Here is a 25,836-nt window from a genome sequence, read left to right on the forward strand (position 1 = left end):
GGCTCACATAGCTTCGATAATACACAAGAAGAAGGAGGACCATATCTTCAAGAGAAAGCTTAAAATCTCGCCCTGGTCTTTTATAGGCTCCCAACACCTCTCTATCCCATAAAGGTGCCACTTCTTTTATTATTTTTTCAAATTGATGAGGGGTTACTCCGAACAATCTTAAAAAAACTGTTGGACTTTTCTTTACTTTCTCGTATCTTAAGGACATGGGAACCTACCTTGCTGGGTTTGTGTTCCCTACCTTTTCTCAAATTTCTCCAAAAATTCAATGTCTTATCTCTTTTCAAGACTTACGCAGCAGATCTAATAATTGGTAAAATAAAGACGGAACCAAAAGTAGCAACATAGTTTCGAGTTAATTGATGACCATTGGAAGGCGTTGATTGGTTTATGGTTTTACCATCAGTATATATTATACCTGCGGCTCCAAACAAACTTACCCAATCTTGGAGTTTATAAGAAGCATAGGGTTGTAAGACGGCAGAATTGCTCACTGTTTGTCCTGGAGGGGTTAAGAAAGATTTTGAATTTGAATGGGCGCCCGAAAAAGTTAGACCGACTGTCCAATCTCCATAAAGGGTGTCAACTCCGATGCTTGGAGAATATGAGCGGCTTGATCCATAACCTTCAGAAGAAGTATCTTTTGTTTTTCCATATCCAAAAGAAGACCATATGTTTGATGTTGGAAGTTCTTCTTTTTTTTGAGTTGGGGCACTTTTGGTGATGTCGTTATGAAGATGATTTCTAAGATTTGATCTATAATCTAGATAAGTAGCGAGATGGTTTTGAAAAGACCTTGAAGCAGTGTCCCCGTTTAAAAGGGAGGTTCCAAGCAAGAATCCTAAAAAAGAAAAGAAATGGAAAAGATTTTTTTTCATGATTTTCCTATGAGATTAAAACAAACTTAAATTTAACTGCATATTACATCAGAGCCACTGGAATAACAATTTTGTGAAGGCGTTGTTGCTTGAATCGGGGTTTGAACGGGGCTTTGATCGGTGCTTTGAACGGCACTTTGAACGGCTGTATTTGAAACAACAGCTACAGCGACGTCGGGTGCTATGTTTGAAATAGACACGGTATCTCTCATAATTTCTGCTGGATCAATTGGTGAAGAGGTTGACTCTCCAGTGGGACCTGTTGGAGCTGTTGGACTATTTGAAATATTGCTTATAGGAGGATTAGAGGTTGAAGTAGTAATAGAAGATATATTAAGGGTTTGGCTGTGGGATAAGGTATTACTCAATTGATTATGGCTTATAAGCCCTCCTCCTACTGAAACAAGAGGGGAACGAATAATTGAAGGTGCAATGGTGCTTTCTAGAATGGGAGAATCTATAGACAGCGAAAGGGCAGGCTCTAGAATTCCGATTGTCCCTAAAAAGAAGGAAGAGGAAATAAGAAGAAGGCGTAAGCTATTTTTTTGGATTACATGAATTTTTTCCCATCTTTGATTATTTTTTAGTGTGTATTTTAATTTTTATGATAACGACCTTTCTTGAGCGACAATGCGTCTTCATATTTTTTTAGAAAGACTTTTTAGACGAATGAATTAACTTAATATATATAAAATTAAAGTCTATTTAACAATAGATTATAGTTTTTAAAATCTCCTATTTTTTCACACCCTTTATTTTCTGACTTTTTTACATATAAAGAATCATTTTTTAAGTTCAAAAATATTTCTTAACCTTTTTGAGAGATCAAGAAAAATCAAATCTTGGTTTTTTCTTAAAGCTCAAGAATTATTGAAGATCTTCAAGAGGCCAACGAGGACGCGGAGAAAAATCTAAAGCATTTTGTTTTCCTTGTTTTAATCTTTCTATTCCAGCCCAAGCAACCATTGCGCCATTATCCGTGCAAAGTTTAAGGGGAGGAACTTTTAAAGGAAGATGATGTTCATATGCAAGCGTTTCAAGTTTCTTTTTAAGATAGAGATTTGATGCAACGCCTCCTGCGACAACAAAAGAAAAAGAAGGCTTAAATGTTTTGCAAAGATTAAAAGCATTTTGGCATCGATCCATTAAAACTTCTCCTACAGCTTTTTGGAAAGAGGCGGCCATATCATTTTTATCTTGAAGTGTTAAAGGATGAGGAAGTGTTTCAACTTTTTTGAGAACGGCTGTTTTAAGCCCTGAAAATGAGAAGTTACAGTGAGATGTTCGTAAAAGAGGCTTGGGAAGCTCGAAACGGTTCGAATCTCCAAGTTCTGCACTTTTTTCAAGGGCTGGTCCCCCAGGATACCCAAGATCTAAAAGCTTTGCAATCTTATCAAAAGCTTCTCCCGCAGCATCATCAAGAGATGTCCCTAGCAGCTTATAACGTCCAACACCTTCTGTCCAAAGAAATTGGGTATGACCTCCCGAGATAAGGAGAAGAAGATAAGGAAAAGAAATTTCTTCGATCATTCTTATTGTAAGAGCATGCGCCTCGAGGTGATTAATGGCGAGGAAAGGCTTGTTGAGTGCAGCAGAAAGGGCTTTTGCATAAAGAACGCCAACCAGGACGCCTCCCATAAGACCAGGCCCCCCTGTCACAGCAATAGCGCTTATGTCCTGAAGTGAAAGATTTGCCTCTTGGAGAGCTTCTTTTAACAAAAGAGGGAGTCTTTCAAGGTGTGCTCTCGCGGCAAGTTCCGGAACAACGCCTCCAAATGACATGTGATCTTTTCGTTGTGTATAGACTTGATTGCTTAAAATTTGTCGATTCTCTGAAACAATGGCAATAGATGTTTCATCACAACTGGTTTCAATTCCGAGTATTCTTAAAGGTAAAGAGATCATGACATGCTTGATTAAAAATAGTTATTGACAGGAAAAAGAGACCTGATTTATATTAGCACTCATACAAGCAAAGTGCTAATACATTTCATATTACACTTAATTTATACAGTTTAACAAGAACAGAAAGGATTTTCATAATGAAGTTCAGACCACTTCATGATCGTGTTATGATCCGTCGCTTAGAAAGTGAAGAGAAAACTAAAGGCGGGATTATTATCCCTGATACTGCAAAAGAAAAGCCAATGGAAGGCGAAGTTGTTGCCGTAGGTCCTGGTGGAAGAGGCGATGATGGAAAATTAATTGCGCTTGACGTTAAAGTTAAGGATCGGGTTGTTTTTGGCAAATGGTCCGGAACTGAGATTAAGGTTGATGGCGAAGATTATCTAATTATGAAAGAAAGTGACATTATGGGCATTTTAACAGCCTAAGTTTTTTTAAGGTGTTAAAATTGTATTAATTTAAAAGGAGAATTAATAAATGGCTGCAAAACGCGTAAAATTTGGTGCGGAAGCGCGCGAGAAAATGTTAAGAGGCGTGGATATTTTGGCTGATGCGGTAAAGGTAACGTTAGGACCAAAGGGACGCAATGTTATTCTAGATAAGTCCTATGGCGCTCCACGCATTACAAAAGACGGTGTCTCTGTTGCAAAAGAAATTGAGCTTTCAGATAAGTTTGAGAACATGGGTGCTCAAATGCTTCGTGAAGTTGCAACCAAGACATCTGATATTGCGGGAGATGGAACAACAACAGCAACTGTTTTAGCTCAAGCCATTGTTCGAGAAGGTATTAAGGCTGTTGCGGCTGGTATGAATCCGATGGACCTTAAGCGTGGTATCGATATGGCGGTGGAAGCTGTTGTCGAAAATGTTAAGAAACGCTCAAAGCCTGTCGCAACCAACTCTGAAATTGAACAAGTTGGAACTATATCTGCAAATGGTGAATCTGACATTGGTCAAATGATTGCACGTGCTATGGAGAAAGTCGGAAATGAAGGTGTTATAACGGTTGAAGAGGCTAAATCTCTTGAAACAGAACTTGAAGTTGTTGAAGGAATGCAGTTTGACCGTGGATATCTTTCACCTTACTTCATTACCAATCCAGAGAAAATGACCTGTGAACTCGATAATCCTTATATTCTTATTTATGAAAAGAAATTAGGAGGTCTTCAACCGCTTCTTCCAGTTCTTGAAGGCATTGTTCAATCTGGACGCCCTTTGCTCATTATTGCAGAAGATGTTGAAGGCGAAGCTTTGGCAACTTTGGTTGTTAACAAGCTTCGAGGCGGCTTAAAAGTTTCAGCTGTTAAAGCGCCTGGATTTGGAGATCGCAGAAAAGCGATGCTTGAAGACATTGCTATTTTAACGGGTGGTCAATTGGTTTCTGAAGATCTTGGAATCAAGCTTGAAAATGTCACGTTAAACATGCTTGGAACTGCAAAGCGCGTATTCATAACAAAGGATGAAACAACCATCATTGATGGCTCTGGATCTGCTCAAGAAATTGAGGCACGTTGCTCTCAAATTCGTCAACAAGTTGAGGATACTTCTTCTGATTATGACCGTGAAAAGCTTCAAGAGCGCCTTGCAAAGCTCGCTGGGGGTGTTGCTATCATTCGTGTAGGTGGTGTGACTGAAATCGAAGTGAAGGAACGCAAGGATCGTGTAGAAGATGCAATGCATGCAACACGTGCCGCTGTAAAGGAAGGTATTGTTGCAGGCGGTGGTGTGGCTCTTCTTTATTCAGAAAGTTCGCTTTCTGCTCTTAAGCCTTTCAATGATGATCAACGTGTTGGAATTGATATTGTCCGTCGGGCACTTCAGTCCCCCATTCGACAAATTGCTATGAATGCGGGTGTTGATGGGTCTATTGTTGTTGGAAAATTGATTGACCAAAAAGATCCTAACTTTGGGTATGATGCTCAAACAAACCAATATGGAGATATGTTGAAGTTTGGTATTATTGATCCAACCAAAGTTGTCAGAACAGCGCTTCAAGACGCAGCATCGGTTGCAGGTCTTTTAATTACAACCGAAGCGATGGTTGGTGAAGAACCTGAGCAAAAATCTGCAATGCCTGGTGGTATGGGCGGCGGTATGGGCGGTATGGGCGGTATGGGGGGTATGGGGGGTATGGATTTTTAATCTAACCCATTATCTATTCAGACTCCATGTCTATCAAAGTAAAAAGGGGCCAATTTGGCCCCTTTTTAATGGTTCAAACTTTAAAAACTTTAACGTGAAATCCAGCCCCCTCCAAGAACCTGACTGTTTTTATAAAAAACACAAGCTTGTCCTGCAGATATGCCAAATTCAGGGGTTTCAAAAGTAATTTGAGCTGTTTTCTCTCCAAGATTCAGAAAAGCGGTGGCAGGCAAGGGCTCTTGAGAAGAACGCACCTTAACATGACATGAAATTGAAGTATCTGCAGGAGACTGACTTAGCCAATTAACATCATTTAAATAAATTTCTTTTTTTGCTAAAGAAGATTGTGGTCCCACAATAACTTGATGTTTTTCAGGGTTTAATCGAATGACATAAAGAGGTTCACCATTATTAGGGTTTGAAGACAGGTTAAGGCCTTTCCTCTGTCCTATTGTAAAATTGATAATTCCTGAATGCTTTCCAAGAACATGCCCAGCCTCATCAAGAATTTCACCACTTTCTAAAGCACCAGGGCGTAGTTTTTCAACAACTTGAGCATAATTTCCATTGGGTACAAAGCAAATATCTTGGCTATCTGGTTTATCAGCTACATTCAGGCCAAGACGATACGCATGAAGCCGAGTTTCTTCTTTCGTCATATGCCCTAAGGGAAATCTTAAATAATCAAGCTGATCGGTGGTTGTTGCAAACAAAAAATAGCTTTGATCTTTTTTTGAATTTTGAGCACGGTGAAGCTCAGGCCCGTGCTGGCCAAGACGTCTTTCTACATAATGACCTGTTGCAAGAGCATGGCCCCCCAAATCTTTGGCAACTTTAAAAAGATCTCTGAATTTGACGCGTTGATTGCATCTTACACAGGGAATGGGGGTTTCGCCCCTAAGATAACTGTCAGCAAAATCTTCAATGACAGATTCTTTAAAAACACTTTCATAATCAAGAACATAATGAGGAAATCCAAATTTTTCTGCAACCAAAGAAGCATCATAAATGTCTTGCCCAGCACAACAGGCGCCTTTTTTTCCAAGGCTCATGCCATAATCATAGAGTTGGAGCGTGATTCCAATAACATTAAACCCAGCTTCATGGAGGAGCGCTGCTGTGACAGAGCTATCAACCCCACCTGACATCGCAACAATAATGCGTGTTTGGGAGGGATTTGAAAAGCCCAAAGAAGTTAAATCAAGGCCTGACATTACGTTTTACTCAGATTAAATATTTTTAAGGAAAATCAATATATCTAAAATTTTTCCAAAAAAGAAGCATTCCTTTATAAGAAGAGTTAATTTGATCATTGACAGTCGCACATCCTCTCGTTAATTTACAAACACATCTGGAGGGGTGGCCGAGTGGCTGAAGGCGGCGGTTTGCTAAACCGTTATACGGTGAATAGCCGTATCGAGGGTTCGAATCCCTTCCCCTCCTCCAGTTTTAAATGGTTGTATATTCATATGACTATAATTAAATACGATGATAATGAATTTTCCTATCATTCCTCCTGAGCATACATAAGAGTAGATACTATTATCGAATATTTCAAAAATCGATGATAACATCATTTCTTATCAGCATTTCTAATAATAACTTGGAGCATTATTCTCGAAGTCTTCTAAACCATTGGTTGGTGACGTTGGTTTTTCCGTCCAGTTTAGAGGAGAGTTATTTTAAGCAATATTAAATCTTTTCATTTTTTTGCTAAAGAGCATAGGATTTTAATTCTTCAAGGAGTTAGAAATAGCCTGGTCCCAAAGATTAAAAATTAAATTAGGATGAAACTGCTCAGAGAGTTGTTTTGCATTTTGAGAAAGTTTCACCCGTTGATTTGTATCTTTTAAAAGTTCAAGAGAAATCTGCGTGAGAGCTTCAATATCCCCAATGGGAAAAAGTCGTCCGTTAATATGATCTTGTATAATATCAATGTTTCCAGAACAATTGGAGGCTATTACAGGTAGACCAATAGCCATGGCTTCACATAAAGCATTTGGGAATCCTTCGTAATGTGAGGGAAAGATGAAAAGATCTGCTTTAAGAAGAGAGGTCTGAATCTCTTTAAGAGCACCTGGGAGAAAGACTTTATTTTCTAAATTCAAGAAAGAAATAAGCTTTTCAAGATTTTTACGTTCTTGACCTTCTCCATAAATGGTAAGTATTAAATTAGAATACTGCTGTAGGAGGTTTGAAAAGGTATAAATAAGTGTATCAAAACCTTTAAAGGGGCAGAGTCTTCCTATAGATACAATATGTTGAGGCATTAAATTAACATCTTGTTTTGTTTTATTTGGAATAAGAACAGCATTTGGAATAACAGAAACATTTTTTAAATTTTTAAAATATTGAGCCGCTGATTCCGTTTGAACGATAACTTGGCTTGCTTTTGAATAGAAAAGTCCTCGTAATTTTTGATAAAGTAAGGGAATTTTATGATATTTTGGATGGGTCCGCTCAGAAACAATAACAGGAATCTTTAAGCCAAGTGAGGATATCAGGGTTGTGATATTCATGATGTCAACAAAAGACACAATGAGATCAGGTTTAAGCTTTTGAATTTTTTTTCTTAACGAGAGAAAACGATCTGAAATGGCTTTAAGACGATTTATACATGAAGTTTCTGGTTTATTTTTATTCAATTGAAAAATATTAATTTTAGAATTTAAAGGATAAAAAGGAGGGGATTCAGGACGATCAAGCGTAATGAGTGAGATTTTATGACCTTGTGAGGCCCAATGGTTTGCAAGAATTGATAAAACGCGTTGAGCGCCACCAGAATTGAGAGAAGAAATAATGAGAGCAAGGTGCATTGGCACGTGTGAATTATCTTTTAAAAAGAATATAAGCTAAATGATTTGATTTTTTAGATTTAATATTTATAAATTTAAATTTATTTCTTAAAAAGAACATTTTATATTGTGACTTTAAATAGTAATGGTCACCCGTTACCGGATCTGGCGGGAAATAAATATTCTGGAATGATCCCTTTAAACGTTTTGAACCGATGTTTTGGAGTTTCTTAAAATGTTTGAAGAAAGAGAGAGGAAAATACTTTGAGGAAACTATAAGGGATGCTAAATAATTTAAATAACATTTAAAATAAAGATTTTTAGATATAAAAAGCTCACCTACCATAATTAAAAATCCTCCCTTTTTAAGGAGCCGATAGGATTCTTGCAAAAGTACATCAGGATTTTCTGCATGATGAAAAGCTTGGGCCATTACAATAAAGTCCAAGCTTTCTGAAGGTAATTTAATGTCATAAAAAGATCCAAGACATAATGTGAGCTTTTCGGGGGAAATTTTATAATGCTCAAGTAATTTACTTCCTAAGTCGAATACATTTTTCCGAGAATAATCAATAGCATAAAATTGAGTTATTAACGGATAGTTTTTTAAGATAAAAGCTGTTAACCACATGGATCCTGCTGCAAAATCAGCGCCTACACCTGAAATTTTTTTTCCTAATTTTTCTAAACAAAGACAAGCTCTTTTAAAATCTTCTAGAAATCCTTCTTCTTCAATATATGTCTCTACTTCATTAAAATTATTAATTAGGTTATTAAAAGTGCCTCCAATATCTTTATTCTCCCAGTAATCTTGATACTTTTCTTTATTTTCCTTCCATATTTGAATATTATAGGTCATTTTTGGTCCTTTGGAACAAATGTAATTTTATTATTCAATAAAGAGCTCATTTTTAAGCTAAGATTTTCTTAAAGTAATCTATTGTTAATTTTAATCCATCTTTAAGTGAAGTAGTTGGAGTCCAATCAAGGTATTTCTTTGCTTTTGATATATCTGGTTGACGTTGTTTAGGGTCATCTTGAGGAAGAGATTTATATTCAATTTCAAGCTTTTTTCCCATAAGCTCCATTATTGTTTCAGCTAAGCAATTCATTGTTATGGGTTGGGGGTTGCCAAGGTTTATAGGTGTTGTGATACTATTTCCAAGTTTCATCAATTTTAAGAGGCCATCTACAAGATCATTAATATAACAAAAACTCCGTGTTTGAGATCCGTCACCATAAATTGTTAATTTATTGTTACGTAATGCTTGTACGATAAAGTTACTGACGACTCTTCCATCATCAGGTCTCATATAAGGACCATAGGTATTGAAAATCCGAGCAACTCTTATTTGAACATTGTATTCTCTATGGTAATCAAAAAATAAAGTTTCAGCAGATCTTTTTCCTTCATCATAACAACTGCGTATTCCTATTGGATTGACACGCCCCCAATATTCTTCATGCTGAACCTCTATTTCAGGATCTCCATAAACTTCACTTGTTGAAGCTTGTAAAATTTTAGAATTATTCATTTTAGCAAGATCAAGCATATTTATAGCACCCATGACATTAGTTATTATAGTTTTTACGGGGTCTGATTGATAATAAACGGGACTTGCAGGACATGCTAAATTATAGATTTCTTCCACTTGTGCTTTAAAGGGCTGAGTTACATCATGCCTTACAAGTTCAAAATAAGGACTCTTAAGAAGATCAGAAATATTTTCTTTTCTTCCTGTAAAGAAATTATCAAGGCAAATCACATCATAATTTAAATCAAGAAGTTTTCTGCATAAATGCGTTCCTATAAATCCTGCACCACCAGTAACGAGCACTCTTTCTTTAAACATTGGCATTCCTTAGAAAAGTTTTGAAGCGTTGTAAGAGAAGATATGAAATTTGTTTGTTAACTTGAATAAAGTGGTAACATGATAAATGAAAAAACTTAATAATAGAAATGTAATCTTCTTTTAATAAGTTATAAAAGCACCTTGTTAAGCGAAAATAATAAATTACTAATTTTTTGATGTTCGTGCGGTTATGACTAATTCCATTCTGATGGACTCGATATTTTATGAGAGGTAGGTTAAGATAATAAATAGGATATTTTGCAACAATTTTTGTTATAAAGAGAAAATCTTCTGAAGCTTTTAAGCTAAGCCGTTCATCAAAATAATGTCCGGCTTGAACAACATCTCGATGAATCATAAGAGAGGAAAATGTTACTTTATTTTGATAAAGTTGATCTTTGAATGTTGTTATTTTATCTTTTGAGGAATTATAAGGAAAAGAAAGAACCAGATCATTTTCATCAATATAACTCGAATTTGTATAGCATAATTTAATAGAAGGATTATCTTGAAATGCTTTTATTTGAAGAGATATTTTATCTGCTTCCCAAATATCGTCATCATCACAAAAAGCGATAAAATTTCCTTTAGATTTTTTAATACCATAATTTCGTGGAACAGCAGGCCTGCCTGAATGTTTTATTGTATGAAACTGCAGTCGATTATCTGAAAATTTTTCAACAACAGAATGTGTATTATCAGAGCTGCCATCATCAATGACAAGTATTTCTAAATTAGAATATGTTTGAGAAAGAATGGAATTTAAAGTTTTTTTAAGAAACTCTTTTCTATTGAAAGTCGTAACAATAACGGAGATGAGAGGATTTTTATGCATTTTATTTATAAGGCTGATAAGTAAAAGATATATTGTACATAATCGAATATATTAAAAACGTCTAATTTTATTTCTGATATTATAGAGCTACCAATCAAAAATCATAAAATAATATCTATTCCACATTTTTTTAGAAAAGTAGTTTTATACTGGACACTGTTTTTTTATTCTAATTAAGATTTGGTTCCCAAAATTATTTTCTTCAATTACTTTTTTATACTCCTGATCAAATCTATAAATTAAATTTGCAAGATAATCTCCAATGAAACTTTTATCTTGTTCTAAAACCATCTTAATATCTTCTGGCAATCGATCTCCCCCCACAAGGCAATTATTATTGATTGGTTTTTGATTAAAATACCAATGCAAATGATTATAGAGGCTATAACCTTGTTTCGTTTGAACAGATGTATGGATGGTTCTGTCCTTTTTAAGATGGTTCAATAAAGAATTTATAGCTTTGAAGGAATAATACCCGATAGCGCATTCATCATAAAAGAAATGTTGATATCCTGGGTTATGCCAAACATCTTTTAAAACATCATTTAGATTAGGGGTTATAAAAATAATTTCTCCTCCTGGCTCAAGAAGGTTTAAGAGATTATTAAAAAATGAAAGGGGGTGTTTTATATACTCCAAACAGTAAAAAGAAAATATTTTTTTAAATTTAGTTTTAGAAGAAATATAATCCTCAAGAGAAGGCTTGCAATTTATACCAAGTTTTTCCTTAACGTATTCTAACCTTACAGGGTTTATTTCAAGGCCATAGGGAACAGCCCCAAATTCTTTTGCTGCCTTTAAAAAATAACCCCATGAACATCCTATCTCTAAGATTTTTGCACCCACATCTTCTTTATTAAGATAATCAGAGACATAAGTTTTAGATTGATTATAACCATTCTCAAAATCTTTTTCTTGTTTAGGAATATCAAGGCCTGCAGATTCTAATCGCGTTTTATCAAGTTGGTTGTTTGACAGTAAAGCGTCATTCTCATGAGAAAAAAACTCAAAATCACACACATGACAATAATGGAGAGTTGCTTCTTTTTTTGATCGTAATTGAACGGTTTTTTTAACGGTTGCCTGATTACAAATCCAACAGTTAATTGTCATTGTGTAACTCCAAAGGTTTGATCAGCCCAATTTTTAAAATTTGTTAATCCCAACTTAAGATCATATTGTGGATTATAATCGAGTTGTTTTTTTGCTTTAGAAATATCAGCATAGCATCCCATAATGTCGCCAGGGCTGGCTTCAACAATTTCAATTGTAATGTTTTTATTATGAAGAACTGCGAGTGCGTCAATTAATTCTTTTATTGTTGTCTTAGATCCAGATCCAACATTAAAGATTTGATTAGGAATATCTTTTTTAAGACAAAGCATCCACGCTGAAACAACATCATCAATATAAACCAAATCTCTAAATCTTTCTGAACTCCCTTGAAGAGGGATATGATTTCCTTCCCGTACATAGCTTAAAAAAATGCTAACCATTCCTTGATCTTTTCTTGAAAGATCTTGGCCGGGCCCATAGACATTAAACATTCTAAGAGCATTCCAACGAATTCCAAGTTTTTCAGCATAAACTTTTAGATATTGTTCTCCTGTTAATTTTCCAACGCCATAGAGAGATTTTGGATCGCAAGGCAAAGTTTCTGTTAGCATTTCATGACTTGAGTTATCACCATAAACGGTAAAAGAAGAGGCAAAGAGAATTCTGGGAATTTTAAGATGATCACAAAGACGAATAATATTTAAAGTTCCAAGGATGTTAATTTTTAAATCAAGCTCTGGATTCTTAAAGGAGGCAGGCCCTGATGACTGGGCTGCTAAATGAAGGACGACATCAAAAGTTCTATTTTGAAGATTGGTTTTGAGAGATTCATAATTCGTGATATCTGCACAAATTAACTCATGCTGATTTTCTGAATTTTTAAGAGAAGTTGTAAGATTGTCTAAAATGGTAATTTCATGATTTTCTGTTTGAAGTTTCTGGATAATATGAGAACCTATATATCCCATTCCACCTGTAATAAGAATTTTCATTGTTCCCTCACAAAGGTTTCCATTGATTTGATGAATCTTTCCATAAGATTTTGAGGAGCTAATGTTATTGTAATACAATTATCCCAAGGTGAAGCCCAAGGACCTTTTACATAAATTTTCTGGTTTCTTAAGAATTCAACACATTTTTTTGTTTGTTCGTTTGATTTTAAAGTAATTAAAAGATAGTTGCCTTTTTCACCTCTTGATGGAATTCCGAGTTTTTGAAGTGCTTCCTTAACGTAAATTCTTGATTGATTAATTTGATGTGTGTAGTTTTTTACAATCTCAAAATGATCTAAAAGATATTCAGCCATAGCGGCACTAAAAGAATTGGCTTCATGGGCGAAACGTGTTTTACATAATAAATCCATATTCTCCGAAGTTGAGACCATATACCCAAGCCGTGCCGATGGAATTCCAAATGCTTTTGAAAATGTGCGCATAACGACAACGTTTTCAAACTCCTTTAAAAGAGGAAGGGCAGAATCTGCTCCAAAATAATGATAGGCTTCATCAACAACAAACAAACATCCAACTTCTAAACATTTTTGAGCAATGGTTCTTAGTTCATCTAAAGAAAAACAAGACTCAATGGGTTGATTGGGATTAGGCAAAAATAGAATCGCTGGCTTTTGATTTAGGAATGATTCGAATGCCGCCCAATCGGGGGTGTAATCTGACTTGTATCCAATATGAATAAGCTTAGCTTGAAATAACTTAGCATATACGTCGTACATTGCATATGTTGGTGCAAAGACACCAATTTTTTCACCAGGCTCAACAAGAATTTCAAATAAGGTTTTAATCACACCATCAATTCCAGATGAAACAAGGATTTGTTCCTCTTCAACATTCAAATGGGTGGCCAGCTTTTTATAAAGTCCAGAAAGATCTGGATAGGTGCTGAAAAAAGAAGCTGGTTTGGATGCTAAGACAGCCTCAATAAAATTTTCAGGCCAATTGTCGGCTTTTTCATTTCTGTCTAATCGAAGTCCATTGCTTAAATCGCGTGTTTCTGGAATTCGAATGCGCTTAATATCTCTTAAATAGCTCTTTTTCTTTAAAAACATTTATTTTCCTTCCGTAAAAAGTTTATGGATTCTAGAATAGTCTGGGGCCTTATAATAGATGTCAAAATAGCTTTTAAATTTTTTTGATTGATCTTGATAATAATGCACATTTTCTATGAGTTTTTCGACCTTTTGAGAAACATCCGAAATATCCTTTCCTTTTATAGATATATCTGGGATTCTATCAAGATCAATTTGTAAATCTGAGTTCATAAAAACAGCAGGAATTCCTCGAGCTGCTGCATTGAAGCAAATGGAGTTTGAATTGTAAAAAACCAAGCAAGCTTTTTCTAAAAGTTCATCGGCGCTTAAAGGAGACCATTCAAGATCGATTCCTGGATTGGAAAAAAAATTCTGAATTTTCTCTTTATTTTCAGGAGAGATTAAAGGATGAAAATTAATAACAAGCGTTACATTTTTTTGAAGAGAAGGCTTTAATTTTTTAATAATCTTTATGGATGTTGAGATAAGTTCTAAAGAGTCATAAAATTGTATAGAACAAGCACATAAAATGACCTTTTTTTTGTAATGTGAATTGACCGGGAATTGTGAATTTTTTAATACCCGTTGAAATCGAAAATTTCCAAAGAGAGAACAGTCTTTTGTCCCCCTTTTTTCTATCCAATTTTTGAAAAAAGTATCACTTAATAAGAGAGAAGGACCCATTTTTTCATGAATATAAGTATCAGAAAAGTAAGCAGTCAAATATTCTTTTGCAAATGGAAAGTGCTGGTAAGCATAAATTTTATGAGTGGGAAGTACTTTTTTAAAGGCTAAACTTAAGACCTTTTCCCAAGGTTGATTTTCAAAAGGGTAAATAAGTTTTACAGAAGGGTTTTTTAAGAATGTAAAAAGAGTGGTGGCGGCTGTATAGACTTCTAAAGCATGCAAAAGACGATACTTTAAGGTATCTTTTAAGCAAAACCATTTCCATAAAGAAGAAAAATCTATTCCTTCCATTTTGAAAGGATGATTATAATATTTTAAAAAATAAAAAGATTTAAAAAAGAGTTTAAAAAGATCTGAAATTTTAAGAAAATCTTGTAAGAGATAAAAATTATTTTTTTGTTTAATTGCTTCTTTTGCAATTTTTTTGAATGAATCAATAAAATTAAGAGGTTTTCCAACGATTGAAACTTTAAATCTCATATCAGCTAACTTTGAGAGTAAATCACCAAAATATCGGTCATTTAAAAAAAGATCATTATTTGTAAAAGAGCTTTCTCCTACCCAATTGATGCAAAGAACATCCGATTTTTCAAGAGCGCGCGTTTGTATTTTAGAGCGACAATAGTATCTCAAGAAATGAAGATACAATATGTTGTATAAACTTTGACAGAAATAGCAAACTTTTTGGAAAAGATGGCCAGTGAGTCTTTTTAGCAATTTCAAATAACTGATATGAGCTATTATCTTAAAACCATTTTTTCTAAGAAGGGATGCGTAAATATAAACTTGCTCGTCATCATCACAGATAAATATAACATCTTCATTATTAAGCAGGTCCATTTTAAGGAGAGCGAAGGTGTTAAGAATATAAAGGGAGAAATTTTCAAGACAAAGGTTATTCTCTGCCAAATCACTTGCTAACCAGAGAGGATCTAAAATATCTAAGACGTGCTTGTCTAAGTTAATAATTTCTTCTTGAAAATTGTCTAAAAGAATTTTTCGTTCTTTTGAGAGAAAATTAACTTGAATTCCTTTTCTTTCAAGATTTAAAAGGTTTTCTGTATTTACTCCGATATAGAAAAAATTTGAAATTCCTTGAGGGCACGACAAAACTTCCTTTATGTGGACAAATTTAATCATTTAATTAAAAACGCACCGCCTGTTGGAAGAGCTAAGAAATAAGATGGCTTATTTATTTTTATAAAATCATCTATAGCCGTACTTGCTCCTGGAAACTGGTTAAACCCATAATCATCTAAAAAAATACTTCCTCCAGATACTAGCCTAGGATAAAAGAATTCTAGGCTATCTTTAATTGGATCGTGCAGATCAACATCTATGTTTACAAAACAAAATTTTTGACCTTCTACCTCATTAAATCGAGATGGAATCCAACCTTTATGATATTGTATGAAATTAAAATCTTTTAGGTTATCTTTAACAAGATCGATACTTGCTGCAAAAACTTTGCGAGTTTCTTGAATTTTTTCTTCTGAAAGATTTGTTATATCATGTTTTGAATAGTCAGAAAGGCCTTCAAAAGAATCAAAAATATGAAAAGTATTATTATGTCCATTTAACATAATTGCTTTAGAAATTATGTAAGAACTTTGCCCTTTAAAACACCCGCATTCAGCTATAGATGATTTTCCTTTATCTTTCTTTATTGCGTTCATTGCTAATTGAAAGACAAATGCATGACGTATGCGTTTAGAAAAATTATCTGAAAGTTTCATTTCTGTTTTTAATGAAGATTCATCAAAAATTAAATGGCAAAGTTTTAATAAATCTGTTTGTAAAATTAAATTCTTTTCATGTAAGAAGTAATTATTTTCTTTTTGAATAATATTAAGAGCAACATGTTTTGGTAGGTTTTTTCCTATAATTTTCAAAATCGCATAATTTATGTTACTAATAAAATTTGCAATGTTGTTAGCAGATGGTTTTTTCATTTGTGGACCTTTATTTAAATTTATGTATATTTTATTTTCCCTAAATTTTGTATTTAAAAAATTCTTAATTTATTAAATTTTTACTTATTAATATTAATTATTAAACAAAAAATTTAATTATATTAAGAATTAATAGAGTTCCTTTCTTTTTAAGGCGGATGATTTTTTATAAATTTAGAAATAATATCGGAAAAATTTTGAGCTACAATATTCATTCCTTTTTCAGTGAAATGAACATCATCCAAAAAGTTTTCTTCTGAGCAGTCTACTTGTATTGCATTGTCTACATATGTTATTTTATTAGATGAACATAGATCACGAATGATAGCGTTTTGTTGTTCAATAATAGTATTAAAAATTTGATATGCTTCTGAATTTTTTCTTTGATTATTTAAATAATGACAATATGTGGAGAAAATGAGAGGTATGTTTTTTCCTTGGCAGACATGAATAAGGGTTGAAATATTTCTTGAAAAGGTTTCTAGGCCTTTTTCAAATGGTTGATTTAAATTAATATGATTTTTCTTATTAATCATCTTAATTAAATCTAATTTCAAATTACTATGACTAAAAAGATCCGAAACTACATTATCTAAAAAATAAGATTTTACTAATGAAATTAAAGAAGCAAAAAATACAAGATGTGAATAATTCGTTTTTATACTTCTTCTAAAATGACTAAAATCTGTCTCAAAACTCTCTGTAAGATAACCCCTAATATCTGAATATCCACCATAAAAAAGTATTAAATCAGGGTCCAAATATTGCAAATCAAATAAAAACTTTATAATAATTTCTTGTGTGGTATAAGCAAAGAACGATGCATTGATAACTTCAATGCGTGTATTTTTAATCATAGCCTGTAGTTTTTTCTCAAGAAGTAAAGGGTAGTTCACTTTGTTTGAAGGGCTTGCAAAATTCAAGGAAACTGAATCTCCTAATATAAGAATCCTATATGTATGCTTTTCTTTTTTTTGAGTAATGAATTTCTTTTCTTCAGAAGCATAAAACAAGCCAAGATTATTGGTAGGAACTCCTCCAAGCATAAAAGCTTTGTCATCGAGTAAAGAGGCTTTATCTTTTTGAGGAGTCCAGTTTTTATAAATGCTCCAAGGTAAATACGGATGATGTACAAAAGGAATGTCTTTCTTGGTAATGAAAAAACGTTTTTCTCTTTTTCTCTTATGAAAAAGAAAATATTGGAATCTGCAATATAATTCTGTGATTAGAAATGCAAATAAAAAGGATAAAAGATTGTTTAAATAACATTTAAAAATAAGAAACGATAAAAATAAAAATACAATTCCACTTAAAGCACTTGGTTTTAGAAAAAAAAGTGAAAATTTATAAAAAAATTTATTCATCGATAGACATAAATATTGAATTGTTATAAATGCGATTTAAACAGGGATAGGAATTTTGTATGTTGTCAAGAAGACATTGTCTTTCTTTTCCTAGGGCTAAAATATAAATTTTATGAGAAAGAAGAAGAGCTTCTTCTGATAAACTGATACGATTTGGAATTTGCTTTTTAGTATGATAAAGCCTCATGCCTACTTGTGTCCATTCTGGTGCTTCTTCAGGAAAAAGAGACGCAAGATGTCCATCTATTCCCATGCTTAAAATTGTAATGGGAGAAAAAGCTTTGATTTTGGTGAGGAATTTTTCATTTAATGGAATATAATTTGGAGCAGGAAGATAGTTTAAAAAAGATTCTTTTAACTGTTTTTCATTGCTCATGTCATGATGTAGAGGAACATCTCTTTCATCACTTAATCCAATTGTGACTTTATTCCAGGGGACATCTAACGTAAGAAGATAGGGAAAAAACAATTTGATGCTGTTTCCGCCAGGTAAAATTAGAAGTCCTTCACCTTTCAAATTAATTTGATGTAAGATATCCTTTTGAATTTCTTGGTTCAGAAATGTTCCAGCTTCTGAAACTGATTGAAAATAATATGCTTGCATTAAAGAAAATCTCTAAAATCCTGAATAATGGGGATAGATAACTCAAAAGGATTCGCTTCTCCTTTAGCTACTCTTCCTATAAAATTAACATCGATTTTAGAGGCGGCATTAAAATCACTGATGCTATCCCCAATAAAAAAAATATCTTTTCTCTTAAAGCCATACTGATGGATGAGCTTGGTTCCAATCTCACTTTTTTCATAAGGAGATCCATATATACCTTTAAAGTAATGAGAGAGATGTTTTTCTTGGCAAATTTTAATTAACTCCTCATGGGGGGTAGCTGAAAGCAAAAAAGTAGGAATATTATGTGCTTTCATTTTTTCTAAAAAGTCAATGACACCTTCAACAAGAGGTGCTTTTAAAATCTTTTCAAAAACAATTTCAGAAAATTGTTGAGAAAGCTGTTCTCTTTCTTCGGATGGACAAGACTTGTTCAAAAAAAGTTGATGTATCGCTTCAAATTTTTTGGAGCGATTTACGCCCTGATGCTTTAAATGGTGTTCTTTTGCTTTTTCGGCAATTTTTTTTCCATAGGGAAGGTATACATCATAGAATGCATCTGTTTTAATATGTGTAGATTCCACAACTACGCCATCAAAATCAAGGAAGAGGACTTTTATATTACTTAACGTGTTTTTCATAGATTTCTTCCATGCAGCTCAAAATTCCTTGACCAAATTCCAGATATTCAGAGCTGACAAGCTTACGTGAAATTTTTGGTTTAAAGACATAAGGGGTTAACTTATAATGCCCATGCACACGATCAATTTCAGGCTGAATTGTTTGAATTTCTATATCTTCCCCCAGCATTTCAGTAATAATATGGAGAAGCTCCCCGCGGCTAATATGTTGATAGCCTGTTAATATGATGTGAACATTTTTATATTCTTCTTTGAGAATATCAACACTCATGCGGGCGGCATCATAGACATGAATAAAATCTCTCTTTTCATCGCTGCCATATCCAACTTCAATTTTCTTTTCTAAGAGCGCTTGTTTAATAACACGGTGAATAAAGTTCTTTTCATCCGCTCGGGGACCATACAGTGACCCATACCTTAAAATTGTATAATCAATACCAAAGTTTTTTTGATATTCTTCAATGATAATTTCACAAGCTTGTTTGCTTGCTCTATAAAAACCGCCTGAGTCAGAGTAAACGTATACGGTTGATGCAAAAACAAGCCGTTCTACAGGATGTTGTCGACAAGCCTCAAGGATGTTAATCGTTCCTTGAATATTTAAATGGAGCGTTTCTTTAGGATTCTCAAATCCAACCTCAATATCTGCTTGTCCCGCAAGGTGATAAACATAATCTTTGTCTTCAATGACCTTACGAACAAGATTTTCGTCAAGAATGCTTCCTTGAATAAAGGTTTGTTTTGAATTTATAAATTCAGAAGGTCGAACATCAAAAATGGTTGTTTCTATACCAGAATTTGTAAGAGCATCAGCTACATGACTACCAACAAACCCGGATCCCCCAAATACAACAGCTTTTTTCATTTTAATCCAACAAAATTAAATCCATTTAATGGCCTTCGTAAAGGCCGTCCTTGTATAAAGTTTAGAACATCTTCAGAAACTTGGTTTTCCATTAATTTTCTAACTTCATGCGTCATTGATCCGAGATGAGAAGTTAAAAGACAGTTTTCCAATTCTGTCAAATTTCCGTTATAAGGTTCAATCTCAAATACATCGAGGGCAGCTCCTGCCAAGTGTTTTGTTTGGAGAATTTGATAGAGTGCATTTTCATCAATAATACCACCTCGTGATGTATTGACCAAGTAACTTCCTTGTTTCATTGTTTTTAAGAGATTAAGATCTACAAGACTTTTCGTCGAAGCATTTAAGGGAAGATGAAGAGAAACAACATCAGATTCTCTAAAGAGTCTCTCAAGAGAACATTTTGTTGCATTTGAAATATGTGTGACATAAGGGTCATAAAAGAAAATGTCTGACAAGGGAGAGATTGCTTTGATCATTTGAATAACTTTAGACCCAATTTTTCCAGCGCCTACAATTCCAAACTTAAAAGAAGATAACATTCTTCCCATAGGGCGATACCAAATTTTTTCGTGAAGTTTGTGATCAGAAATGGAGATTCCTTTTATAAGATTAAGAATAAGAGCAAGTGTGAATTCAGGAACTGATTCCGATGGTGCATCAGGAGTATAGGTAATGGACACAGCATTTTTTTTAGCCTCTTCAAGATCAATGTTATCAACTCCCACCCCTACACGTGCGATAAGTTTCAAGTGAGGAGCCTGTTCGAGAACGGATTTTGTAATTTTTTCCGTTCCTGCAATTAGGATATGAGAATCCTTAATTTTTTCTATAAAATCTTCTTCTGAAAATCTCTTTTTTTCTTTATTTTCAGTAAGTTGAGCATTTTTTTGTAAGGATTTAAGAGCATCCGGTGCTGCTTCCCCAAATCCTATATTTGAAATAAGAATATTAAGCATAGCGTTTTACAAATTCATCTTGATGCAGAATTTTTTCTGCACGTTCTAAATCATATGGGACATCAACAGCCACAGTTTCTTTCTCTGTATAGACAACTCTTAAAGGGAGGCTATGTTCAAGGACACGCAGCATATCAATGGATTCAATTTTTTCAAGAGGCGTTTGTGGTAATTCACTAAATTCCTTGAGGAATTTCCGAGAAAACCCAATAACGCCTGTTTGTTGGTAGCTGGTAACGTTTTTGTCTCTATACGTTGAAGGGATGGGAGACCTTGAAAAATAAAGAGCCCTTTGATCTGGGGCAGAGACAACTTTAACAACGTTCGGATCTTGATGGTCAGATTCTCTATAGAGTTTCGAGAGAAGGTTAATAACGGGGGAATGAGTTTGTTCATAATCACGTATAACCATGTCAATCATATTTGGTGTGACAAGAATTTCATCTCCTTGAACCATTATAATAAGATCTTCTTGTTCTACAGAAAATGAAAGCTTCTCGATGGCCTCACTTACCCTGTCCGTACAACGTTCATGTTTAGGACTGGTTAAAATGACAGGAATATTGTGTTCATGACAGACGTTTTCAATTTCTTTATCACATGTTGCGACAGCAACATAATTTAAATGCTCTGATAATAAACAACGTTTTGCAACATGGATTATAACAGGGATATTCAAGGCTTTTTTGAGGGGTTTTCCTGGAAAGCGTGAGGAGCCCATTCGAGCCGGAATGATACATATTTTGTTCATCGATTTATTCCTTGTAAAGCGTATCTTAAAGCGATCATATCTGTCCCATAAGCAATAAAATCATAGCCTTCTTGAATGCGTGTTTCTAACTTTGATAAGCAGGGCTCGACTTGATGAAACCCAAGCATTTTTTTCTGTCTGATTGCTTCTTCGCGAATGGTTTTACATAGTTCTTTAAAAAAAGGATCATCAAATTTTCCGGGGCTTCCAAGACTTGCTGATAAATCATAAGGACCAATCATAATTCCATCTATAAATTGAGAAGAAAGTATGTTTTGAATACTTTCAGCACCTAATTTTGTTTCAATTTGTGCGATGAGAATGGGTTTAAATTCGTTAAAGTATTCTTCTAAATGAGATCCCCACCTGTTAGCACGAACGAGCCCCAATCCTCTTTTTCCTTGGGGCGGAAAAAAACAATGTTGCGCAAATTCATCAAAAGAATTTTTTGACTCAACAACAGGAAGTATTAATCCGAGAGCGCCGGCATCTAAAAGACGACGCGCGAGATAAGGATCTGCAGATGAGAGCCTTACAAAAGGCTTACAATTCAGGCTCTCTGCTGCAATAAAAATTGTTTCAGCATCTTGGATGCTCATTGAGGTATGTTCTAAATCGACAACGATCCAATCAAATCCCAGACTTGCCATTGAAAAGGTTATCTGAGGTGAGGGGAGTTGTTGCCAAGCAGCAAATATGGGTTGATGTGAAAGTTTATTCTTTAATAGCATTTAGAATCCTCTTATAAGACAGTGTATCATTAAATGGATTAGCATAGTTTTTTAAAAAGGAGGATGATTCATAAGGATTCGTTGGGCTTTGTTTCGTTTTGTCCCAATTAAGAAGATCTTTATGAAGTGTTTTTACCAAAGTATCTGAGTTTTCAAAAAGAACATTATCTTCTTTCAAGGATTTTTTGAAATTTTTTATATAAAAATCTGAATTTATTAAACAATAAGATTTTAATCCACACGACATCGCTTGTATGAGAGAAGTAGAAGGTCTGTCTGTAATAAAATGTGTCGCTTTTATAAGAAAATTTTCTAAGGGCAAGGAACTTACATAATGGACACGTTTATCTTCTTTAAAAAGAAATCTAAGAGCAGAATGATAGCCATCATGAGAGGGATGGGCTTTTAAAATTAAATCAAAATCTGATTTAATATTTAGCAATGACTGAATAAAATCTTTTTGAAGGCTAAAGTCTATAAGTCCTGGTGGGTGATCAAGCGTTACTCTTACGCCATCATTAATAGCTTGAAGCAAGTATACAATGATAGGCTTAGAGGATTTTTTAGAAAAAATTTTCCTTTTTCTGTTCAATATTTGTTCTTTTAGAAAATCAACCTGTGCAGACCCTACAGAATGAATATTTAGATTATTCCAGTCTCCTTCTTTTTTTATTTGTTTGGTAACGCCTTCTCCCCAAACAAAATAATCTGTAATAAAAGGATACTCAAGGTATGCGTTAATTTTATCTTTTATGATACCGTGTGATCCATGATGCAAACAATAAACCTTTTTTTTATAAGACTTAAAAATCTTTGCTATGGCCATGGATCCAAATGTATTGAATCCTGTGGAAAGAATAGATTCCCATGTTTGAGAGGGATTTTTTTTGTAAAAATTGATTGTGTTTAATGTTTCTTTTAAAAAAGCATTGAGCGTCGTTATGATTATTTTCTTATAATATTCTTTAAAGCTCACTCCTAAGATTTCAAAATCATTTGGGGATAAAATACTGTTAACCATGCTTTGAGCAGTTCGAGGAGTTTCTATGTCATTTTGTGGTATCTTAGGTAAAAAGCAAAAATTTTTAAGCTTTCCATAAAAATAATGGACTTGGATATTGATGCATAATAGATTTTTTCTCGAAATAATCCTTTGTAAAAATAATTTATATTTAAGAATGAGATTTAGAGCGGTCGGACTTTTTTTAAATTGACGGAGAATTTCTTTTGATTCGAACTCTGATTTATATCCTGCAAAGCTTCCAATTGGATTATAATAGCCAGCCTTAATTAATTCTTTATCTTTAAAAACTGACGTTATGGCGAAATCTAAGGAATGATTTGTGTGATAAGGAGCGTTAGGATAAGAAAAAGGCGGTTCTTCAAAAGAGACATAATAAACGTTTAAAAAATCTCCCAATGCTTTCTTTAGAGAAGCGAGCTCATAGATTCTTAACTCAATACTATCACACCACAAACGCAAAAAATAAAATGAAAACTGAGAAAATACCATATCATATTTTTTAAATACTGGATAATAAGAATATATTTCTTTATCTAAACGTTTTAATATTTCTCCAAGGGATTCGTAGGATTTCTCGAAAATGTAATGATTAAAAGTAGTATAATTATAAAAGTCAGTAATTTTTGCAACTTGGAGAGTCTCTTTTTCAAGAAAGAGAAGCGCCGTTTCTGTAATTGCTATCCATAAAATTTTATCATTTTTAATCGCTTTATTTAAAAAGTATTCTTTAAAAATGGGAATTTGTTCAGGAAATTGAACAAGAGCAACTCCTTCAAAGTTACTTAAAAGTTTAGTCATTAATAGACCTTATTATAGAAAAAGCTTCTGCTTTTCTAAGGCCTACGGAAGTTCCTCTATGAAGAGAAAGTGCTTCAAGACTTTCTATTGAGCGTGTATGAGGGTAAGCCCTCATTTCTTCGTTATAAGCCATTAAAGCATCTCTTTTTTGGTCCCAATAATCGGCGATATCAATAAAGTAATTTGGGACAAATCTCTTGTTTGCTAATCCCCATTCAGTTGAGGATAAAACTTCATAAGAATAGATGTTTTTAACAGAGCACCCTGGAACAGGGCGACAAGCAGTCATTGTTGCTTTGTGAACAATTGAATGATCTATATTAAGATCTCCATAGTGATGTGTATAGATGGTTTGAGGTTGAAATTTATGAATGGTAGATTCAATTTTTTGAACAATATCTAAAAGCGCGATTGTATCCAAGCGATTATCTGGAAAATCAAGAAAATCTAAAGCTTCAGTATTTAGGATTTTTAAGGCATTTTTAGCAGCTTTTTTTCTTTTTATTAAATTTTCTTGGAAGGTATCATTTCGAGCGCCAACACCGTCTGCTATAAAAAGAACCCCAACTTTGTCTCCCATTGCAGAATGACGTGCCATTGTTCCTCCGCAACCTAAAGCTTCATCATCTGGGTGAGCTGCAATTACAAGTATATTAGCCATCACTTAAAACCTTTAAAGATTGTTTACCGCAGTTTGCCATTAAGTCGATACATGATAGGTAGGGAATAAATTCTTCGGATTTTTGAGGATATTGTGGATGTTTATAGGTATCAAAAATAACTTCAATACCGTGATCATGAAATTTATTAAGTTCTAAATAATCTTTTCCAAATTGACCAGAAATATATTTTGTTGCGCCAAACTTCTTACAGATTTCTAAAATGAGATCTGATTTTTTTTCTTGAAAAGTATAATCTGATGAAAATAATATTTTTTTTTCGATTCCAAAATAGTCTAAGAAGTAAACTAAGAAAGTCTTTAAAATTTCAAAAAAATTATAAGAATTTAAGCTGTATAATTCTCTTAAATCATCTCTAAATGTCATCCAATTTTCCTGCTTGGAGTAGGCTTGTTCAAGTGTAAGCCAATGTTTTTTCTTCCAATTTATTTTAGGATCTATTGTCAGAGAATTGATTGCTAGATTTTGAAAGTTTCCCTTTGTTAGAAGAGGTATTGTTAACCAGAGTGGTTTTTCGTTTAAGAGAATTTTATTACGATTTGTAAAACTATTTTTTTCAAACTGAACATGATTTAAAACAATATGAAGATCACTTTTAAGAATACGATTAAAGTAGCCCAACCAAGGAAGATAAGCAGGCTGATTAATAGAAATGATCATTTATTTATACATATATATTGTAAAATCGTGAGGTAAATAATGATGTTTTAAAACAACTTTCGGGGTTAAATTAAAACAAAATTCAAGCGTCTTTAGGGGATTTGCATAAAACTCTCCTTTTTCTTGCTGAGATGCAAATGAACTAAGACAATTAAAAGCGACGCCTTTTTGAGAAATTTGGTACATTTTTTGAATTTCTTCATGCATCATTTTTGAATCTGCAATTGTGAAAATTCCACTTGCAATAACAAAATCAAAAGATTTTCTATGAATTGAAGATGTAAATAAGTGATCTTTATACTTTTTTTGTGCGATTTCTAACATGGAAGGAAGAATATCATATCCTGTATAGGAACCTGAATAATGATGTTGGATTAAAAATTCTAAAAATGTACCGATACCACATCCATAATCTAAGATGCTGCTTTCAAAAAACAAATTTGAAATCTCAGAAAGAATTTTGAATCTTAAAAATTGAGATTCTTGACTCCCCCATTTAACTTTTTTGTGGTCCATGGAAGCATTATAAGAATCGGAATAATATTCGTTGAGTTTAGAAGTATAATTTTTTTGGTGCTCTAAATTTTCTTTATAGCTCAT

The 25,836-nt window shown here is 33.6% G+C and carries 27 protein-coding genes and 1 tRNA gene; 3 read left to right on the forward strand and 25 right to left on the reverse strand.

All coding sequences use genetic code 11. The features are described 5' to 3' along the window. The 4 genes from JSS34_01645 to tsaD form a co-directional block, all read right to left on the reverse strand. Positions 1 to 217 (reverse strand): hypothetical protein (locus JSS34_01645; GenBank protein ID MBS0185050.1); only part of this gene is annotated, 217 nt, incomplete at its 3' end. An 82-nt stretch (positions 218 to 299) separates the two neighbouring features. Further along, positions 300 to 887, reverse strand: a complete 588-nt coding sequence (locus JSS34_01650; protein MBS0185051.1) for an autotransporter domain-containing protein — start codon at positions 885 to 887, stop codon at positions 300 to 302. A 32-nt stretch (positions 888 to 919) separates the two neighbouring features. Further along, a complete protein-coding gene (locus tag JSS34_01655; protein MBS0185052.1) occupies positions 920 to 1,255 on the reverse strand; it encodes a hypothetical protein in 336 nt (111 codons plus the stop codon). A gap of 499 nt (positions 1,256 to 1,754) precedes the next feature. Further along, the gene (tsaD, locus tag JSS34_01660) at positions 1,755 to 2,792 is read right to left on the reverse strand and encodes a tRNA (adenosine(37)-N6)-threonylcarbamoyltransferase complex transferase subunit TsaD (protein ID MBS0185053.1); all 1,038 of its coding nucleotides are present in this window, start codon (positions 2,790 to 2,792) and stop codon (positions 1,755 to 1,757) included. Between the two features lie 137 nt (positions 2,793 to 2,929). Here tsaD and groES point away from each other — a divergent pair, with 137 nt between their 5' ends. Then, complete coding sequence (groES, locus tag JSS34_01665; protein ID MBS0185054.1) at positions 2,930 to 3,220, forward strand: co-chaperone GroES; 291 nt, start codon at positions 2,930 to 2,932, stop codon at positions 3,218 to 3,220. Between the two features lie 49 nt (positions 3,221 to 3,269). Continuing rightward, a complete protein-coding gene (gene groL, locus JSS34_01670) occupies positions 3,270 to 4,934 on the forward strand; it encodes a chaperonin GroEL (GenBank protein MBS0185055.1) in 1,665 nt (554 codons plus the stop codon). Positions 4,935 to 5,023: 89 nt separating this feature from the next. On the opposite strand, the gene mnmA is transcribed toward groL, so the two are convergent. Then, positions 5,024 to 6,148 (reverse strand): tRNA 2-thiouridine(34) synthase MnmA, encoded by a 1,125-nt coding sequence (mnmA, locus tag JSS34_01675; protein ID MBS0185056.1) that lies wholly within the window; start codon positions 6,146 to 6,148, stop codon positions 5,024 to 5,026. Positions 6,149 to 6,287: 139 nt separating this feature from the next. Here mnmA and JSS34_01680 point away from each other — a divergent pair. Next, positions 6,288 to 6,380, forward strand: a tRNA-Ser gene (locus JSS34_01680). Positions 6,381 to 6,664: 284 nt separating this feature from the next. Here JSS34_01680 and JSS34_01685 read toward each other — a convergent pair. The 20 genes from JSS34_01685 to JSS34_01780 form a co-directional block, all read right to left on the reverse strand. Further along, complete coding sequence (locus tag JSS34_01685) at positions 6,665 to 7,756, reverse strand: glycosyltransferase family 4 protein (GenBank protein ID MBS0185057.1); 1,092 nt, start codon at positions 7,754 to 7,756, stop codon at positions 6,665 to 6,667. 7 nt (positions 7,757 to 7,763) lie between these two features. Then, the gene (locus JSS34_01690; GenBank protein ID MBS0185058.1) at positions 7,764 to 8,588 is read right to left on the reverse strand and encodes a methyltransferase domain-containing protein; all 825 of its coding nucleotides are present in this window, start codon (positions 8,586 to 8,588) and stop codon (positions 7,764 to 7,766) included. A 52-nt stretch (positions 8,589 to 8,640) separates the two neighbouring features. Continuing rightward, a complete protein-coding gene (locus tag JSS34_01695; protein ID MBS0185059.1) occupies positions 8,641 to 9,582 on the reverse strand; it encodes an SDR family oxidoreductase in 942 nt (313 codons plus the stop codon). Next, positions 9,575 to 10,417 carry a glycosyltransferase gene (locus tag JSS34_01700; protein ID MBS0185060.1) on the reverse strand — a complete coding sequence of 281 codons (843 nt, stop codon included), beginning with the start codon at positions 10,415 to 10,417 and terminating at the stop codon, positions 9,575 to 9,577. The genes JSS34_01695 and JSS34_01700 overlap by 8 nt, the downstream gene beginning before the upstream one ends. Before the next feature lie 144 nt (positions 10,418 to 10,561). Continuing rightward, positions 10,562 to 11,530: a class I SAM-dependent methyltransferase gene (locus tag JSS34_01705; GenBank protein ID MBS0185061.1), complete on the reverse strand. Its 969-nt coding sequence runs from the start codon at positions 11,528 to 11,530 to the stop codon at positions 10,562 to 10,564. Then, positions 11,527 to 12,465, reverse strand: a complete 939-nt coding sequence (locus JSS34_01710; protein MBS0185062.1) for an NAD-dependent epimerase/dehydratase family protein — start codon at positions 12,463 to 12,465, stop codon at positions 11,527 to 11,529. The genes JSS34_01705 and JSS34_01710 overlap by 4 nt, the downstream gene beginning before the upstream one ends. Continuing rightward, positions 12,462 to 13,535 carry a histidinol-phosphate aminotransferase family protein gene (locus JSS34_01715; GenBank protein MBS0185063.1) on the reverse strand — a complete coding sequence of 358 codons (1,074 nt, stop codon included), beginning with the start codon at positions 13,533 to 13,535 and terminating at the stop codon, positions 12,462 to 12,464. The genes JSS34_01710 and JSS34_01715 overlap by 4 nt, the downstream gene beginning before the upstream one ends. Then, positions 13,536 to 15,344 carry a hypothetical protein gene (locus tag JSS34_01720; protein ID MBS0185064.1) on the reverse strand — a complete coding sequence of 603 codons (1,809 nt, stop codon included), beginning with the start codon at positions 15,342 to 15,344 and terminating at the stop codon, positions 13,536 to 13,538. Further along, positions 15,341 to 16,156 (reverse strand): class I SAM-dependent methyltransferase, encoded by an 816-nt coding sequence (locus JSS34_01725; protein ID MBS0185065.1) that lies wholly within the window; start codon positions 16,154 to 16,156, stop codon positions 15,341 to 15,343. Before JSS34_01725 ends, JSS34_01720 begins: the two co-directional genes overlap by 4 nt. A gap of 149 nt (positions 16,157 to 16,305) precedes the next feature. Further along, on the reverse strand, positions 16,306 to 17,520 hold the full coding sequence (locus tag JSS34_01730) for an SGNH/GDSL hydrolase family protein (protein MBS0185066.1): 1,215 nt from the start codon (positions 17,518 to 17,520) through the stop codon (positions 16,306 to 16,308). Continuing rightward, positions 17,513 to 18,124, reverse strand: a complete 612-nt coding sequence (locus tag JSS34_01735) for a 6-phosphogluconolactonase (protein ID MBS0185067.1) — start codon at positions 18,122 to 18,124, stop codon at positions 17,513 to 17,515. The genes JSS34_01730 and JSS34_01735 overlap by 8 nt, the downstream gene beginning before the upstream one ends. Continuing rightward, entirely contained in the window at positions 18,124 to 18,768 is a 645-nt protein-coding gene (locus JSS34_01740) for an HAD family hydrolase (GenBank protein ID MBS0185068.1), read from the reverse strand. Before JSS34_01740 ends, JSS34_01735 begins: the two co-directional genes overlap by 1 nt. Then, the gene (locus JSS34_01745; protein MBS0185069.1) at positions 18,749 to 19,633 is read right to left on the reverse strand and encodes an NAD(P)-dependent oxidoreductase; all 885 of its coding nucleotides are present in this window, start codon (positions 19,631 to 19,633) and stop codon (positions 18,749 to 18,751) included. Before JSS34_01745 ends, JSS34_01740 begins: the two co-directional genes overlap by 20 nt. Further along, positions 19,630 to 20,592: a lactate dehydrogenase gene (locus JSS34_01750; GenBank protein MBS0185070.1), complete on the reverse strand. Its 963-nt coding sequence runs from the start codon at positions 20,590 to 20,592 to the stop codon at positions 19,630 to 19,632. Before JSS34_01750 ends, JSS34_01745 begins: the two co-directional genes overlap by 4 nt. Next, a complete protein-coding gene (locus JSS34_01755; protein ID MBS0185071.1) occupies positions 20,585 to 21,343 on the reverse strand; it encodes a 3-deoxy-manno-octulosonate cytidylyltransferase in 759 nt (252 codons plus the stop codon). Before JSS34_01755 ends, JSS34_01750 begins: the two co-directional genes overlap by 8 nt. After that, a complete protein-coding gene (locus JSS34_01760; protein MBS0185072.1) occupies positions 21,340 to 22,074 on the reverse strand; it encodes a 2,4-dihydroxyhept-2-ene-1,7-dioic acid aldolase in 735 nt (244 codons plus the stop codon). Before JSS34_01760 ends, JSS34_01755 begins: the two co-directional genes overlap by 4 nt. Further along, a complete protein-coding gene (locus JSS34_01765; protein ID MBS0185073.1) occupies positions 22,058 to 23,896 on the reverse strand; it encodes a hypothetical protein in 1,839 nt (612 codons plus the stop codon). The genes JSS34_01760 and JSS34_01765 overlap by 17 nt, the downstream gene beginning before the upstream one ends. After that, positions 23,889 to 24,560, reverse strand: a complete 672-nt coding sequence (locus JSS34_01770) for a PIG-L family deacetylase (GenBank protein MBS0185074.1) — start codon at positions 24,558 to 24,560, stop codon at positions 23,889 to 23,891. Before JSS34_01770 ends, JSS34_01765 begins: the two co-directional genes overlap by 8 nt. After that, on the reverse strand, positions 24,550 to 25,236 hold the full coding sequence (locus JSS34_01775; GenBank protein ID MBS0185075.1) for a WbqC family protein: 687 nt from the start codon (positions 25,234 to 25,236) through the stop codon (positions 24,550 to 24,552). The genes JSS34_01770 and JSS34_01775 overlap by 11 nt, the downstream gene beginning before the upstream one ends. Beyond that, positions 25,237 to 25,836: a class I SAM-dependent methyltransferase gene (locus JSS34_01780; GenBank protein MBS0185076.1), complete on the reverse strand. Its 600-nt coding sequence runs from the start codon at positions 25,834 to 25,836 to the stop codon at positions 25,237 to 25,239.

Source organism: Pseudomonadota bacterium (assembly GCA_018242545.1).
Classification (GTDB): domain Bacteria; phylum Pseudomonadota; class Alphaproteobacteria; order 16-39-46; family 16-39-46; genus 16-39-46.